Here is a 15298-nt window from a genome sequence, read left to right on the forward strand (position 1 = left end):
TTTCCCCTTCTCACAAAAATTCTCCCTTGACCTGGTAAGCTTTCCACAATATATCCTTTCCTAGCAAATACATTTAGAAAGGATATACAACTATGCTTCGATTCAAATTAGAATATATATTTTTCATTGGCGGTTTACTCATTCTTGCCATCGGTATTAATATGATGACAACAATTACTTCCTTTGGACTTAGTCCTTATGATTCCTTCTTTATTGCACTATATCAAAATTTTGGGATAAGCATTGGTTTTTGGATTTTCATGATTAACTTTGCCTTTACACTTATCGTACTCTTTTGGAATAAAAAACAAATTACAATCGGTACAATTGTAACGATGGTTCTTATTTCTCTTTTTGTTGATTGGATTGGTTCCATTACAACTATTATGGATGCTATCCGCTCTCTTCCAAAATATATAACACTTATTTGCGGAAATCTATTCGTTGGAGCTGGAATTGGTCTTTACGTCTCTACAAACCTTTGCGCAGCGCCTCAAGAAGCTTTCGTTTTAACGGTTGCTGAAAAGAAAAAATGGACGTTTAGAAGAACAGAGATTTCATTAGCCTTTTTATTTTTAACGTTAAGCTTTTTATTAGATGGACCTATCTATTTTGGAACAATCATCTTATCCTTTACAACAGGCTGGATTATCCAAGCATTTATTCAAGTTGGTACGCAGATTTTAAATAGAAAAGAGCCTATTAAGCAAGCTGCTTAATAGGCTCTTTCTGTTTTATGGTAAGAGATACTACTTAGCATCCCCTTCAATTCGATAGTTCGCTTTCAAACAATCGATTTCTTCATACCCTTGCAACGTATGTAGAATATAATCATAATCAGCAAGAGACGCACGATGCGTTACAATTACAATTTCAGCCTTTCCTTTCTCTTCAAGCGGCATTTGAATAATCTTTTCAAAGCTAACGCCACGCTCAGAGAACAATGAAGTAATTTTTGCAAATACACCAATTTCGTCTTTTACATGAAGTCTTAAAAACTTTTTCACGACAATTTCGTCTGGCTCTTTTAATACTTTTTGATATTGTGGGACTACAGCACTATTTCCTGTTACCCCTAATCTAATATTTTGCATTACAGCAACTAAATCCGAAACAACAGCTGTCGCTGTCGGTAAACTTCCTGCGCCTGGTCCATAAAACATCGTTTCTCCAACTGCTTCACCGTACACATACACAGCGTTATATTCATTTTGTACTGCCGCAAGAGGATGTGTATTTGGAAGTAAAGTTGGTTCAACTGTAACCTCCAATTTTTCACCATCTCGTTTTGCAAGACCGATTAATTTAATTGTATAACCTAAGCTCTTACTGTATTCAATATCTTCCTCTGTAATAGAGGTAATCCCTTTTACTTTCACATCTCCAAGCTCTACATTTGTAGAGAAACCGAGAGTAGCTAAAATCGTCATTTTTCTTGCTGCATCTAAACCTTCTACGTCTGATGTTGGATCTGCTTCTGCAAATCCAAGTTGTTGGGCTTCTTTTAACACGTCGTTATATGCTCTCCCTTCGTCTGACATTTTCGTCAAAATAAAATTTGTCGTTCCATTTACAATTCCCATTACTTTCGTAATAAGATCTGAAGAAAGTCCTTCTACGATACTGCGTAAAATTGGAATTCCTCCTGCCACACTCGCCTCATAGAATAAATCAGCCTTATTATCTTTTGCTGTCGCTAATAATTCAGCTCCATGTAATGCCATTAAGTCTTTATTTGCAGTTACAACATGCTTTCCGCTTTTTAAAGCTTGTAAAATATATGATTTTGCATCATCAATGCCACCCATCACCTCGATGACAACATCAATATTTGGATTATCTAAAATTTCATTTGCATCTTGTGTTAATAGATTAGAAGGTACCTCTACCTCTCTCTCTTTCTCAATGTTTTGCACTAATACTTTCGTTACCTTAACTGGACAACCTACTTGGTGTATGAGTCGTTCTTGATGATCTGTAATAATACGAACCACACCACTGCCAACTGTCCCAAGACCTAATAACCCAACTTGAATTTCTTTCATAGTACTGTCCACCCCTCAAAAATTGTGTTTAGATGAAATTATATGAGTAAAAAATCTGAAAAATAATGTATTTTGAACATTCGGAAAAATATAAGTTAATCTTTACAAGGAAAACGTTGCCACGTGTTACACAATCTTTCTTTACAATATATAAGGGGTTTCTTGATACACGTAATAATTCAACCAATTAGAAAACAATAAATTACCATGACTCCTCCACCTAACAAGCGGCTTTTCATCTGGATTATTATGTTTAAAATAGTTTTTTGGCACATCAATATTTAATCCCTTGTCACGATCTCGTTCGTATTCTTGTTTTAACGTCTCACAACTATATTCGCTATGTCCAAGGGCAAAAACTTGCCTTCCTTCTGGCCCAATAACAAGGTGAACACCTGCTTCTTCAGAGTTTGCTAACAATGTTAATTCTTTCACTTCTCTAATATCATTCTCTCGTACTTCTGTATGACGAGAATGCGGAGCAAAAAACAATTCATCAAATCCTTGTAACAATTTCACATGTTGCTCGCAAACCTCATGTTCAAATACACCGAACATTTTTTCCTTAAGGGGATACTTTGGAACACCATAATGATAGTACAAACCAGCCTGTGCCCCCCAGCAAATATGGAGCGTAGATGTTACATTCGTTTTTGAATACTCCATAATACGTTTAAGCTCTTCCCAATAATCTACTTCTTCAAAAGAAAGAGTTTCAACTGGTGCTCCTGTAATAATGAGCCCATCAAATTTTTCATTTTCAATATCACGAAACGTTTTATAAAAGCTCGTTAAATGGTCCTGCGCTACATTACGAGACAGATGTGATTTCATATGAAGTAAATGAACATCTAATTGCAACGGTGTGTTTCCAATTAAGCGAAGTAATTGTGCTTCTGTGTCTTGCTTCGTTGGCATTAAATTTAATATAGCAATTTTCAAAGCGCGTATATCTTGTGTTTCTGCTCGCTCCTTCGTCATTACAAAAATATTTTCTTTTTGCAACACTTTGCGAGCCGGTAAATCTTTATCAATTATGATCGGCATGTGTTTTGCCTCCAACTAGAGCTGCTTCCAAATCTGCAATAATATCAGAAACATCTTCTATACCAACCGATAAACGAATTAAATCAGATGTAACACCAGCTAAACGCTGATCTTCAGCATTTAATTGTCTATGCGTCGTACTAGCGGGATGTATAACGCAAGTTCGTGCATCAGCTACGTGCGTTACAAGTGTTGCTAGTTTTACATTTGCGATAAATTCTTTTGCTGCTTCTAATCCCCCTTTAATACCAAATGTTAAAACCCCACTAGCACCTTTTTTCAAATACTTTTGTGCTAACGAGTAATTTTCATTACTATCTAATCCCGGATAATTCACCCATTCAATACGTTCATGATTAGCAAGCCACTTAGCAACTGCCAGAGCATTTTCGCTATGACGCTCCATTCGTAAATGCAAAGTCTCTAAGCCAATATTGCTAATATATGCATTGAATGGGCTCATACAATTTCCATAATCTCTTAATAGTTGAACACGTGCTTTCACAATATATGCTGCTGCACCAAAGTTTTGAACGTAACTTACACCGTGATAACTTGGATCTGGTTCAACAAGCTCAGGATATTTTCCATTTGTCCAATCAAAGTTTCCACCGTCAATTACAATACCGCCTAAAGAGCTCGCATGCCCATCGATATATTTAGTCGTAGAATGAACAATAATATTTGCCCCATATTCAAACGCTTGGCATAAATAAGGAGTTGCTAATGTATTATCAACGATAAAAGGTACCTCTAATTCTTTAGCGGCAGCTGAAAATTCTTTGAAATTTAAAACATTCATCGCTGGATTTCCTAATGATTCTGCATAGATAAGTTTCGTCTTATCGTTAGCAAGTGCCGTAATTTCATCTGCCGTTAAATTTGGATTAAAGAACGTAACATCAATGCCAAGCTTACGTAAACTCACCCCAAATAAATTAAACGTTCCCCCGTAAACAGTTGAAGAGCAAAGTAAATGATCCCCACTACTACAAATATTTAAAACTGCGAGCATAATAGCTGCTTGCCCAGAAGCCGTTGCAACAGCTCCTACACCGCCTTCTAAATCTGATAACTTCTGCTCAAATGCGGCTAGAGTAGGGTTTCCAATACGCGTATAAATATATCCTTCTGCCTCTAAGTTAAATAGAGCTGCTAAATCATCCGAAGTATCGTATTTATAAGTTGTGCTTTGATAAAGTGGTAAAACACGTGGTTCACCATTCTTTGGCGTATAGCCACCTTGCACACAAATCGTTCCTTTTCCCCATGATTCTCCCATCTCTCATTCTCCTTTCTTTTATACAAAATAAAAAACTGCCCCTTTCCTGAAAACAAGAAAGGAGCAGTTTGAAAACACGCTCTAAAGGCTCTTTCTTATCTCTCAGGATTACTACCTGCAGGATTTGGCACAATTCCGTTATACGGCTGTTGCCAAGGTTTCATCGGGCCTGTCCCTCCACCTTTTCTTGATAAGACTATGCAATTACCGTTGATTTTATAGCAATAATTTCCTAATGTCAAACAGTTTTTCTGAATGTTCTAAAATAAATGTTAACAGTTTCATATAAAGCAACAAAAGAAATATATTCTAGTCTATTTCAAAAAAGACCTTTAAAAAACTCAAATCAGTCTATAAAATTAAATAAGTAATTTAACCTATAAATTCAAATTCTCTAAAATTCAGCCTATATGTTGAATAGGCGGTCCTCTCAAAAAGATACTATATATATTCAATCCATTTTCCACTAGTATATTTCACTTTTTCCCTACTGAGATTTACATAACGGAGGTATAACATGACAAATAAAAAAGATATGCAGTACATACTTGCTCTATATGGCATTCTTCTAGGATCTATAGTAGGAGCTACAGTCTGGTTATTTTTAGTCACAATAAATATTGGAATCCACTTTATTTGGGGATACTTGCCTGAAGTTCTCTCTTATCCCTCTTATTACACCCTTTGCGTAACAATAATTGGCGGAGTCCTCGTTGGTCTATCACAAAAATATTTCGGTACATACCCACGCCTTATGCCTGAAGTGATGACTGAATATAAAAAAACTGGTCGAATCGAATATCGCTTTGTCCATCAGGCTACTTTAACAGCGATTATTGTTTTAATTTTCGGAGCTAGTCTTGGTCCAGAAGCCGCACTAGTTGGAATTATAGGCGGACTGTGCACATGGGTAGGGGATCGCTTTAAATTTGCCTTAAAGGGTATGAATGAGCTAACCGAGATTGGAATTGGCGCTACTTTAAGTGTCATTTTTAACGCACCATTATTCGGTTATTTAGCACCGAATGAAAATGAGGGGGAACAAATTGCTGCTTTTTCTAAAGGAAAAAAGGCAATTGTATACTTAGCTACTACTTTCGCAGGTTTTTCTGTTTATTTACTACTGAGTAAACTCGATAATCGTGGATCCTTTATTGTTGATTTCGGGGAAGGTGCACTTTCTTTCAATGAATGGATTGCATTTCTTCCACTTGCTAGTATCGGTGCTATAGTTGGTTTCTTTTATTTCAAGTTAGAATTCACTTTAGAGAAGTTAATTCACCCTTTTAGGGAATACAAGCTGACACTCGGAATTATCGGTGGCATTTTATTAGGAATTGCAGGAACTTTTCTTCCGTACACATTATTTTCAGGGGAACATCAATTAAAAGAGTTAGTTGTTGAATGGAGCCATTTATCTTTTTGGATACTACTTCTTTCAGGGATTTTAAAGTTGTGTATTACTGCCGTTTGTTTGAACACAGGGTGGCGGGGTGGACATATATTCCCAATTATATTTTCCGGATCAAGTATTGGATACGCTATAGCATCTATTCTTCCTATAGATCCAGTAGCATCCGTTGCTATCGTAACGACAGCAATTTCGAGCTATGCGTTACGAAAGCCAATAGCTATTACATTGCTATTACTTATGTTTTTCCCGCTTAATTTACTATTGCCAATGCTTGGTGCAGCTGCTATTGGGAATGCCTTTCCACTCCCAAAACATAACGAAAATACAAATTAACAAAAATAGACAGTGGAGACGAAAGCTCCACTGTCTATTTTTTTATTACACATGCTGCTTTAATAACGCTTCTAACTCCTCAAAATTATGCACTTCATATGTCGGTATAATCCCACTATCATTTAACTTCCTTTCTGGATTAAACCAACAAGTATCAATTCCCGCTACATATCCACCTTTAATATCCGCGCTTAATGAATCCCCAATAATCAGCCCTTCTTCAGGTGCAAAGTTAGGAATCCGTTCAAAAACATAATCAAAATACTCTTTCATCGGCTTTTGAAAACCTGTATCTTCCGAAACAAAAACATCTTTAAACAATGAATGTAACCCTGCATTACGCAAACGTTTATCTTGCGTCTTAGAAACACCATTTGTCACTATATACAACTCATACTCCCCTTGAATTTGATTTATAAATTCAAACGCACCTTGCATGAGTTGATTTCCTTCTTCTAAGCAGTTACGGTAATTATTTTCGAATAATATTCCGTCTACTTCTTCTCCATACTCTTTAAACAACAGAGAGAATCGTGTATTTACAACTTCATTGCGTGATAGTTCCCCTTTTTCAAAAGCATCCCAAAGACCTTTATTTATTTTTTTATAACGAGCCTCTATCTCGTCTGTTAAAGGGATTCCCTTCTCTTCAAAAAGCACCCGTAAAGCCACTTTTTCAGCCTTTTGGAAATCTAATAATGTATCATCTACATCAAATAGCAATGTTTTATATTTTTTCATAAACTCATCACACTCTCTTTTCTACAAAAACAAATTTACATAAATCGTATCATTCCTTCTTGTAAAGATAATAGGAGATATCTCATACTATAAATAGGGGTGAAAATATGAAAATCAGCAAAAATGAGGAAGAAATTTATCAATACATGCAAATCCATCAATTCCATACCCTATTTTCATTTCATGTCTTGCCATATGTAGAGCTACATTCTTTTCAAACGAAAGAGATGATATGTAGCGAAGGAAATACTCTCCCTTATCTCTATTACTTAATTTCTGGGAAGGCAAAAATATATATGAGTCATAAAAACGGGAAGGTTTCATTAATTAATTTTATTCAAGCACCATCTTTTATCGGGGAATTAGGTTTAATAGGAGTAGAAAATATTACTAAGTCCGTTGAAGTACTAGAAGATTGTGTTTGTTTGGCACTTCCTCTTAAAGATTGTCAGCAACTTTTATTACAAGATGCAACGTTTTTACAGCACTTATGCAAATTTATTGGAGAAAAGACAATTACTCGCACTGAAAATTACGCAAAAAACTATAGTTATCCTTTTGAAAATCGATTAGCTGCTTTTATTTTATTAACAGAACAAAATAATTGTTATATAGAAAAGCATACTGAGGCCTCGGAATATTTAAATGTCAGCTACCGTCATCTTTTATATGTATTAAATCAGTTTTGCCAACAAAATTACTTAAAAAAAGACGGAAGAACCTATTACATACGAGATCGAATTCAATTAAAAAAACTTGCTGATGAACTAAAAATATAAAAAAACAGCATTAACGTTTACATGTTAATGCTGCCTTTTCGAGTGACGATTATAATTTTAATTAAAATTTACTTGCTACTTTAGCTGCTTCTTCAAGACCTGCAGCAATGATTTCTTCCGCTTTATCTGGGAATTGGTTATGTCCTTCAATAATTACTGTTTCCATGTTTGTTGCGCCGAAGAAGCCCATCATACTTGCTACATATTTAACAGCCATTTCTACCTCAGCTGCTGGACCTTCTGAATATACGCCGCCTCGTGCATTTAATAATGCAATCTTCTTATCACCGATTAGGCCAACTGGACCCTCTGGCGTATATTTGAACGTTTTACCAGCACGGTTTAAATAATCAATATATGTGTGTAACACTGCTGGAATCGTTAAGTTCCATAATGGGAAGCCGAAAACAACTTTATCAGCTTCTAGGAATTGATTTAAATACTTATCAGCAACTGCTACTGCTTTTGCCTCTTCTTCTGTTAAATCAAATCCTTTACCTGCCTTGAATGTACCATTGATCATGTCTACACCTACATATGGTAATTCTTCTTTATATAAATCCAGTTCTACTACTGTATCATTTGGGTGTGCTTCTTTATAGTTTGCTAAAAATGCCTCATATAATTTTACACTAACTGCTTGTTCCGCTGGACGGTTGTTTGCTTTAACGAATAAAACTGTTGCCATTATTTCTTCCTCCTAGTACTCACTCTTATGTTGTTATATGCTTTCAAAAAAGGTATCCCTTGTAATTGTTGTTTTGTTGCTTACAATCATATTTTATCTTTATATAAAGACAATTTCGTCCTCACATAGACGTATTTTTCCATAAAAAAAGTCCACCTTCTAAAGGCGAACTAGGTCTTACGACTTTTGTCTTATACAATTCCATTTTTCACTGCATATAACGCCGCTTGCGTACGATCGGATAAATTTAATTTACTCAAAATGCTACTTACATGCGCCTTAACTGTCTTTTCTGTAATAACTAAAACAGATGCAATTTCCTTATTGCTCATCCCTTTTGCTAATAGTTGCAACACCTCATTTTCTCTCGCTGTTAGCACATCCACTTGAATAGAATGTTCTTCTTCCTTTTCTTCTACAGGTAATGTTTGAGAGAGAAGAGCATTTGCTATATCCGGATGTAATTGAATATTACCTTTATATGCACTTCGAATAGCCTCAACAAGCTGATCGGGTTCTACATCTTTTAAAATATACCCACTTGCTCCAGCCCTTAATGCAGGTAACACATGCGCCTGATCAGAAAAGCTAGTTAATACAATTACTTTCACATTTGGATACTCTTTTTTAATATATGCCGTCGCCTCAACACCATCCATTTCAGGCATATATAAATCCATTAATATAACATCAGGATTTGTTTCTCCTACTTTCACTAACGCTTCTTTCCCATTATTCGCTTCTCCAACTAAATCTAAATCTTCCTGTGTGCTTAAAAAAAACGCTAATCCTTTTAAAACAACTGTATGATCATCAACTAACAATACTTTTATTTTCACAAACTTCCCTCATTTTCACATCATAATGGTACATTTACTTTTACGCTCGTTCGTTTATTACTACTTACGATTTTAATTGTTCCACCAACTAATTCTACTCTTTCACGCATCGTAGTCATACCTAGTGATTTCTTTTCTTTTATATTCTTTTCCACAAAGCCCTTTCCTTGATCAACTATTTCTAATGATACATTTTTCTCATTCACTGTAAAATAAATCGTCGCTTCTTTTACACCTGCATGCTTACTTATATTGTTCAGTGCTTCTTGGCCAATGCGCCATAAAGCTTCTTCTACTACACGAGGTAAATCACGAACACCCGTAACTTGCTCCCTAATTTTCAGTCCCAAATTTTCACCGTACTGCTTTAGAGCTGGCAATAACCCTTTTTCTAATCCTGCCGGACGAAGCTGCCAAATTAATGTCCTCATTTCTTTCAAAGCTCCTTGTGCAAGTTCACGCATCTCATGCAAAGATTGATCTACCTTTTCATTTTTACCTTTTAAAACTGCCTCGGCGCCTTTTGTCATGAAGGTTAATGAAAATAATTTTTGCGAAACAGAATCATGTAAATCTCTTGCTAATCGGTTTCTTTCTTCCATTCGTACAAGTTCACGGCGCTGCTCGTTTAACCTCAAATTCTCTATTATTAACGAAACATGGTTTGATAGCGCTTGAATTACATCTATTGTATTAGCATCAAACTCTCCATTATTCAAGCTAACACATAAAACACCAAATATATGGTTTTGAATATGTATTGGCGTAGCAATAACAGTTTGATTTAGATGCACATTATGCCCTATTTGATGTTTTATTAGAACTGGTTCATCTTGCTCTAACGCCTTGTTGGCCGCCTCTTTTACATCCTCTTGTAACTCTTCCTGAACGTAAGACGCTCGCAGAGATAATTCTTTTTCCTCCCTAATAAAAAGCGCTACTTGATTCCATTGAAATACTTCACCTACGTGATTTACCACCTTTTCAGGTAATACATTAAACTTATGAATCGTTTTTAAATCTTGAATGAAACGCTCTAATTTCACATAATAATGTGCTCTTCTTTTTTCATTTTCATATAATTTTGTTCGCTTTAAAGCCGTACCAATTTGGAAAGCAACCGATTGGAGTAATACTAATTCTTCTTCCGAAAAATGTGTTTTACCCGGACTTGCAACATTTAACAACCCAAATTTTTCTCCTCCAGCTTTTAAAGGAACCGTAGCATGATGAAGAATGCCCTCCGTATCTCCCCAATTATATTCAATTGCATTATTAATTCTTTTACATTCAATAATATTAACGGCTCTCTCTAATTTCCCATCTACAAAACCTCGTAAACACCAACACTCACCTTCGCACATCGGGCGTTTATTTCCATATGTAAGTGCCTCTGGTAATTGGTAATCAATCAACTTCGTATACTTCCCATTTTCATCTGCAAGAAAAATCCATCCTGTCGTTAAGCCTGTCACACTTAGTAATTTCTCTAGGACAGCTTGCAATACATGATACGTATCATTTGATGTATTTAATGTTTCTGCAATTTCCTTTAATATAACTAATTCATTTGTACGATTATCTCGAAACATACTCAGTCTCCTGCATACAAGATTTTAAATAGCCCTTAAAATAAATCATCTACTTTTCACTTTGTACTTATTCGTAACATTGATATAATGGTGAAAACATAGTTTTCATTATATCACTTGAGGGGGCTTTCATAATGACATTAAATAAAGCACTTACTATCGCTGGTTCTGACACAAGTGGCGGTGCTGGTATACAAGCAGATTTAAAAACATTCCAAGAACTTGGCGTATACGGAATGACATCTCTTACAACAATCGTAACGATGGATCCACATAACGGTTGGGCACATAACGTATTTCCAATCCCAGCTTCTACATTAAAACCACAATTAGAAACAACAATTGAAGGTGTTGGCGTAGATGCTTTAAAAACAGGTATGCTTGGATCGGTAGAAATTATTGAAATGGTTGCAGAAACAATCGAAAAGCACAATTTCAAAAATGTAGTAGTTGACCCTGTTATGGTATGTAAAGGTGCAGATGAAGCATTACATCCTGAAACGAACGATTGCTTACGTGACGTTCTTGTGCCAAAGGCATTAGTTGTAACGCCAAACTTATTTGAAGCTTACCAATTAAGCGGTGTGAAAATTAATTCTCTTGAGGACATGAAAGAAGCAGCGAAGAAAATCCACGCTTTAGGTGCCAAATACGTACTAATTAAAGGCGGAAGCAAACTTGGTACGGAAACTGCAATCGACGTCCTATATGATGGAGAAACATTCGACCTTCTAGAATCAGAAAAAATCGATACAACCAATACACACGGTGCAGGTTGTACATATTCTGCTGCAATTACAGCAGAACTTGCAAAAGGAAAACCTGTGAAAGAAGCAGTAAAAACTGCTAAAGAATTCATCACAGCTGCTATTCGTTACTCATTCAAAATTAACGAATACGTAGGTCCAACTCACCATGGTGCATATCGTAAATTCGTTGTATCAAAAGAACTTGTCTAATATATAAATAAAAACACTCACAAGGTTCATACATTGACTCTGTGAGTGTTTTTTATAAGCTTTATGTCTTCTGGTCATCTTATCTTTAAGATGCAGAGCTGACCTTATTTCTACCATTTCGTTTCGAGTAGTATAACGCATCATCCGCCGCTTGAATAAATTGCTCTGATGACCCTTCATACTCTGAAACCCCTACCGAAACCGTAATTTTTATTTTTGTTCCATCTAACAATTGAAATGGGTGACTTTCAACAACTGTACGAATTTGCTCGCCCATACAAATTCCGTAAGCTAATCCCTTATTCGGTATCAAAAGCGCAAACTCCTCTCCACCCTTTCGAAAAGCCAAATCTGGAAATTGTGAAGTTTCTCGTAAAATACATCCTACTTGTTTTAACACTTCGTCCCCTGCAGGATGCCCGTACGTATCATTTACATACTTAAAGTGATCAATATCTATAAGGAGTAAACAAAGCGAATCATTTTTCATGTTCTTATTACTAATATGATGATTCATCTCTAAATCAAACTGTCTTACGTTTCCTAGACCTGTCAATGCATCTATCGTTGCGTATTGTTTCATCTTTTGAAATAACTCATTGGATTGTAAAACATAGTTTGTACTTACGAATGTTATGTAACCTGTAGTAATACTTGAAATTAAATATAGTACAACTACAGATATATCATTAAATAATATATACATCGGTACTATCAAAATAGAAAGGCAGTATACGTGTAACCATACTAACTTTAACGTAATCGAAGTTTGTATTCTTGCAATAAAGATAACACCAATTCCACTTAGTAAAATTGTATAGCAAGCCAATTCGGAAGCTAAAGAGTACTCAGTAAAAATTAGCCGAGTAATTAAAATTATAGTAACTGTTATACTACTAGCTACCGGACCTCCAACTATAATTGCCAAAATAACGGCTAAATAACGTAAATCCAACATAATATCTTCAATGTGTACACCAAAATGCATTAACAGTACACCTAATATTCCAGTAAAAATACCGATTACACACTTCTGCAAAAAAGAGAATTCTTCTTTTAACGGTTTATCCCTTAAAAGCTGACCTCCAACAAAAATAAAGGAAATAATAATTGTTGTATTTACAAATAAGTCCCTTAACATAAAATAATCTCCCTACTTTTCCATCTATCCCCTTCCTCACTTTATTGTATACGAAATCCCTATAATTCCCAAAGTTTTTTGTTTATTTTTTTGCTGTTCCACGTGAAACAGCAAAAAAAATAAAAAGGGCGAAAACTCGCCCTTTTTCATTAACAACAGCGTGATATTTTTCCACCCTTTGCGTTAAATCTTGCTTCTTGTGCCTCAGCAAAAAATTGCTTTTGACATACAACCTCTTCTTCAGGATGATGCTTTTTCATATGCTCTACGTATACTTCATAACTTGGTACCCCAACGAGCAAACTAATAAAGCGCTTCCTTTTCCCCCATACTTGCCACAGCTTTTTAAGCATAGTTCCTCGACTCACTTTCATCTCTAGGAATATATGGTGCCTCTTTTAACGGCATTGGCTTATTTCTCAATACTTGTATCCAAATTCGAAGTGCTGAAATTAACACAGCGATTACAACTATCATAAAAATCCCACAAAGCGCTGCATCGATATAATCATTAAAAATAATTTGCTTCATTTGAGCAACATTTTTAGCTGGTGCTAACACTTTCCCTTCATCTAGCGCTCCCTGAAACACCTTTGCGTGAGATAGAAATCCGATTTTAGGATTTTCATGAAATAGCTTTTGATAACCAGCTGTCATTGTTACAATAAGCAATCCCACAGTTGGAATAAGTGTTACCCAAACGTACGCCTTTTTCCCCATTTTGAACAAAATTGTCGTTCCAAGTAATAATGCGATACCCGCTAACATTTGATTTGCAATACCGAAAAGCGGCCATAATGTATTAATTCCACCGAGCGGATCTATTACCCCTTGGTATAGGAAATATCCCCACCCTAATACACATAACGTTGTAGCTATTACATTCGCTAATGTAGAATCTGTTTTCGCAAAAGGCTTATATACATGCCCTAAAATATCTTGAATCATAAATCGTCCTACACGCGTTCCTGCGTCAATCGTTGTTAAAATAAATAGGGCTTCAAAAAGAATGGCAAAATGATACCAGAATGCCATCATCGCCGTCCCACCTATTACTTGTGAGAAAATATATGCCATACCTATTGCTAACGTCGGTGCGCCACCTGTACGTGATAAAATTGTTTGCTCTCCAACATTTACAGCAAGTTCTTTTAGTTCATTTGGTGTAATAGCAAATCCCCATGAAGAAATAACTTGAGCTGCCTGTGATACATCCGTACCAATAAGTGCCGCCGGACTATTAATCGCAAAATAAGTTCCTGGCGTTAATACACAAGCTGCAATCATTGCCATCGCTGCTACAAACGACTCCATTAACATTGCTCCGTAACCAATTGGCTGTGCATGTCCCTCTTGCTCAATCATTTTTGGAGTTGTACCAGATGAAACGAGAGCATGGAATCCAGAGACCGCACCACAGGCAATCGTAATAAATAAGAACGGGAATAAATTACCAGAGAAAACAGGACCAGTTCCATCAATAAATTGCGAAACTGCTGGCATTTGTAAATTGGGTGCTACAATTAAAATACCTATCGCCAATCCAACGATTGTTCCAACTTTTAAAAATGTACTTAAATAATCACGTGGTGCTAATAGCATCCAAACTGGTAATGCAGATGCGATAAATCCATATACAATAAGCATAATAGCAATTGTTTCACCACTAAATGTGAACATACTTGCAAGTGTTGGGTTTTCTGCTACATACTGTCCTCCAATAAGAGATAAAATAAGTAGGATAATACCAATTACTGACCCTTCTCCAACACGACCAGGCCTAATATAGCGCATATAAACTCCCATTAAAATAGCGATAGGAATCGTTGCTGCTATTGTAAACATTCCCCAAGGACTTCCGATCAGTGCCTTTACTACGACTAACGCTAATACTGCTAATAAAATAATCATAATTCCTAAAATACCTATCATTGCAATTAGTCCTGTAACAGGTCCAATCTCATCCTTAATCATTTCTCCTAACGATTTACCATTACGTCTCATCGAAGCAAATAAAATGACAAAATCTTGAACAGCCCCCGCAACAACTACCCCAACAATAATCCAAATGGTCCCTGGTAAATATCCCATTTGTGCTGCTAAAATCGGTCCTACTAAAGGTCCCGCCCCAGCAATCGCTGCAAAGTGATGTCCAAATAATACCCACTTATTTGTCGGAACATAGTCTTTCCCATCGTTTAATGTATGGGCTGGTGTTTGCCGATTATCATCTAAATTAAAAACCTTTCTCGCTATAAATCTACTATAAAAACGATAAGCAACTGCATATACACATACGGCAGCTACTAAGAGCCATACAGCATTAATGGTTTCACCTTGTGATAAAGCTATTACCCCAAAAGCACCTGCTCCTACTGCTGTAATAACGCCCCAAAGTAAGATCGATTTCAATGTCTTCACATACAATTCCCCCAATA

Annotated in this window: 14 protein-coding genes and 1 riboswitch; of the genes, 4 read left to right on the forward strand and 10 right to left on the reverse strand. The window is 36.0% G+C overall.

Annotated elements, in window-relative coordinates; genetic code table 11:
* The first annotated feature begins 92 nt into the window (after nt 1-92).
* Nucleotides 93-719 (forward strand): YczE/YyaS/YitT family protein, encoded by a 627-nt coding sequence (locus QCI81_RS13830; protein ID WP_000943411.1) that lies wholly within the window; start codon nt 93-95, stop codon nt 717-719.
* Nucleotides 720-749: 30 nt separating this feature from the next.
* Here QCI81_RS13830 and QCI81_RS13835 read toward each other — a convergent pair whose 3' ends face one another.
* The 3 genes from QCI81_RS13835 to QCI81_RS13845 all read right to left on the reverse strand — a co-directional run bounded on the left by QCI81_RS13835 (nt 750) and on the right by QCI81_RS13845 (nt 4374).
* Nucleotides 750-2045: a homoserine dehydrogenase gene (locus QCI81_RS13835; protein ID WP_053563285.1), complete on the reverse strand. Its 1296-nt coding sequence runs from the start codon at nt 2043-2045 to the stop codon at nt 750-752.
* Between the two features lie 141 nt (nt 2046-2186).
* Entirely contained in the window at nt 2187-3092 is a 906-nt protein-coding gene (gene metA / locus QCI81_RS13840; RefSeq protein ID WP_353810816.1) for a homoserine O-acetyltransferase MetA, read from the reverse strand.
* A complete protein-coding gene (locus QCI81_RS13845) occupies nt 3076-4374 on the reverse strand; it encodes a bifunctional O-acetylhomoserine aminocarboxypropyltransferase/cysteine synthase (protein ID WP_000504786.1) in 1299 nt (432 codons plus the stop codon). The genes metA and QCI81_RS13845 overlap by 17 nt, the downstream gene beginning before the upstream one ends.
* A gap of 92 nt (nt 4375-4466) precedes the next feature.
* Nucleotides 4467-4571: riboswitch (SAM riboswitch) on the reverse strand.
* Nucleotides 4572-4891: 320 nt separating this feature from the next.
* On the opposite strand from QCI81_RS13845, the gene QCI81_RS13850 reads away from it, so the two are divergent.
* Nucleotides 4892-6121, forward strand: a complete 1230-nt coding sequence (locus QCI81_RS13850) for a chloride channel protein (RefSeq protein ID WP_065229615.1) — start codon at nt 4892-4894, stop codon at nt 6119-6121.
* Between the two features lie 45 nt (nt 6122-6166).
* On the opposite strand, the gene QCI81_RS13855 is transcribed toward QCI81_RS13850, so the two are convergent.
* The gene (locus QCI81_RS13855; protein WP_353810817.1) at nt 6167-6862 is read right to left on the reverse strand and encodes a YjjG family noncanonical pyrimidine nucleotidase; all 696 of its coding nucleotides are present in this window, start codon (nt 6860-6862) and stop codon (nt 6167-6169) included.
* Nucleotides 6863-6969: 107 nt separating this feature from the next.
* On the opposite strand from QCI81_RS13855, the gene QCI81_RS13860 reads away from it, so the two are divergent.
* Entirely contained in the window at nt 6970-7641 is a 672-nt protein-coding gene (locus QCI81_RS13860; RefSeq protein WP_000703310.1) for a transcriptional regulator YeiL, read from the forward strand.
* A 61-nt stretch (nt 7642-7702) separates the two neighbouring features.
* Here the strand turns inward: QCI81_RS13860 and QCI81_RS13865 are convergent, their stop codons facing one another.
* The 3 genes from QCI81_RS13865 to QCI81_RS13875 form a co-directional block, all read right to left on the reverse strand.
* Nucleotides 7703-8329, reverse strand: a complete 627-nt coding sequence (locus tag QCI81_RS13865) for an FMN-dependent NADH-azoreductase (RefSeq protein WP_000246721.1) — start codon at nt 8327-8329, stop codon at nt 7703-7705.
* Between the two features lie 191 nt (nt 8330-8520).
* Nucleotides 8521-9168 carry a response regulator gene (locus QCI81_RS13870; RefSeq protein ID WP_063549203.1) on the reverse strand — a complete coding sequence of 216 codons (648 nt, stop codon included), beginning with the start codon at nt 9166-9168 and terminating at the stop codon, nt 8521-8523.
* Nucleotides 9169-9188: 20 nt separating this feature from the next.
* A complete protein-coding gene (locus QCI81_RS13875; RefSeq protein WP_353810819.1) occupies nt 9189-10760 on the reverse strand; it encodes a GAF domain-containing sensor histidine kinase in 1572 nt (523 codons plus the stop codon).
* Nucleotides 10761-10894: 134 nt separating this feature from the next.
* Between QCI81_RS13875 and pdxK the strand changes: the two genes are divergently transcribed.
* The gene (gene pdxK, locus QCI81_RS13880) at nt 10895-11719 is read left to right on the forward strand and encodes a pyridoxine/pyridoxal/pyridoxamine kinase (protein ID WP_000174252.1); all 825 of its coding nucleotides are present in this window, start codon (nt 10895-10897) and stop codon (nt 11717-11719) included.
* An 85-nt stretch (nt 11720-11804) separates the two neighbouring features.
* Here pdxK and QCI81_RS13885 read toward each other — a convergent pair whose 3' ends face one another.
* From QCI81_RS13885 to cstA, 3 genes are all read right to left on the reverse strand, one after another.
* The gene (locus QCI81_RS13885; RefSeq protein ID WP_353810820.1) at nt 11805-12860 is read right to left on the reverse strand and encodes a GGDEF domain-containing protein; all 1056 of its coding nucleotides are present in this window, start codon (nt 12858-12860) and stop codon (nt 11805-11807) included.
* 149 nt (nt 12861-13009) lie between these two features.
* Nucleotides 13010-13213 (reverse strand): YbdD/YjiX family protein, encoded by a 204-nt coding sequence (locus tag QCI81_RS13890; protein ID WP_023523602.1) that lies wholly within the window; start codon nt 13211-13213, stop codon nt 13010-13012.
* Nucleotides 13206-15281, reverse strand: a complete 2076-nt coding sequence (cstA, locus tag QCI81_RS13895; protein WP_000854308.1) for a carbon starvation protein CstA — start codon at nt 15279-15281, stop codon at nt 13206-13208. Before cstA ends, QCI81_RS13890 begins: the two co-directional genes overlap by 8 nt.
* Nucleotides 15282-15298: the final 17 nt, after the last annotated feature.

Origin of the sequence: Bacillus cereus group sp. MG20, from assembly GCF_040459885.1 — a bacterium.
Taxonomy (GTDB): domain Bacteria; phylum Bacillota; class Bacilli; order Bacillales; family Bacillaceae_G; genus Bacillus_A; species Bacillus_A cereus.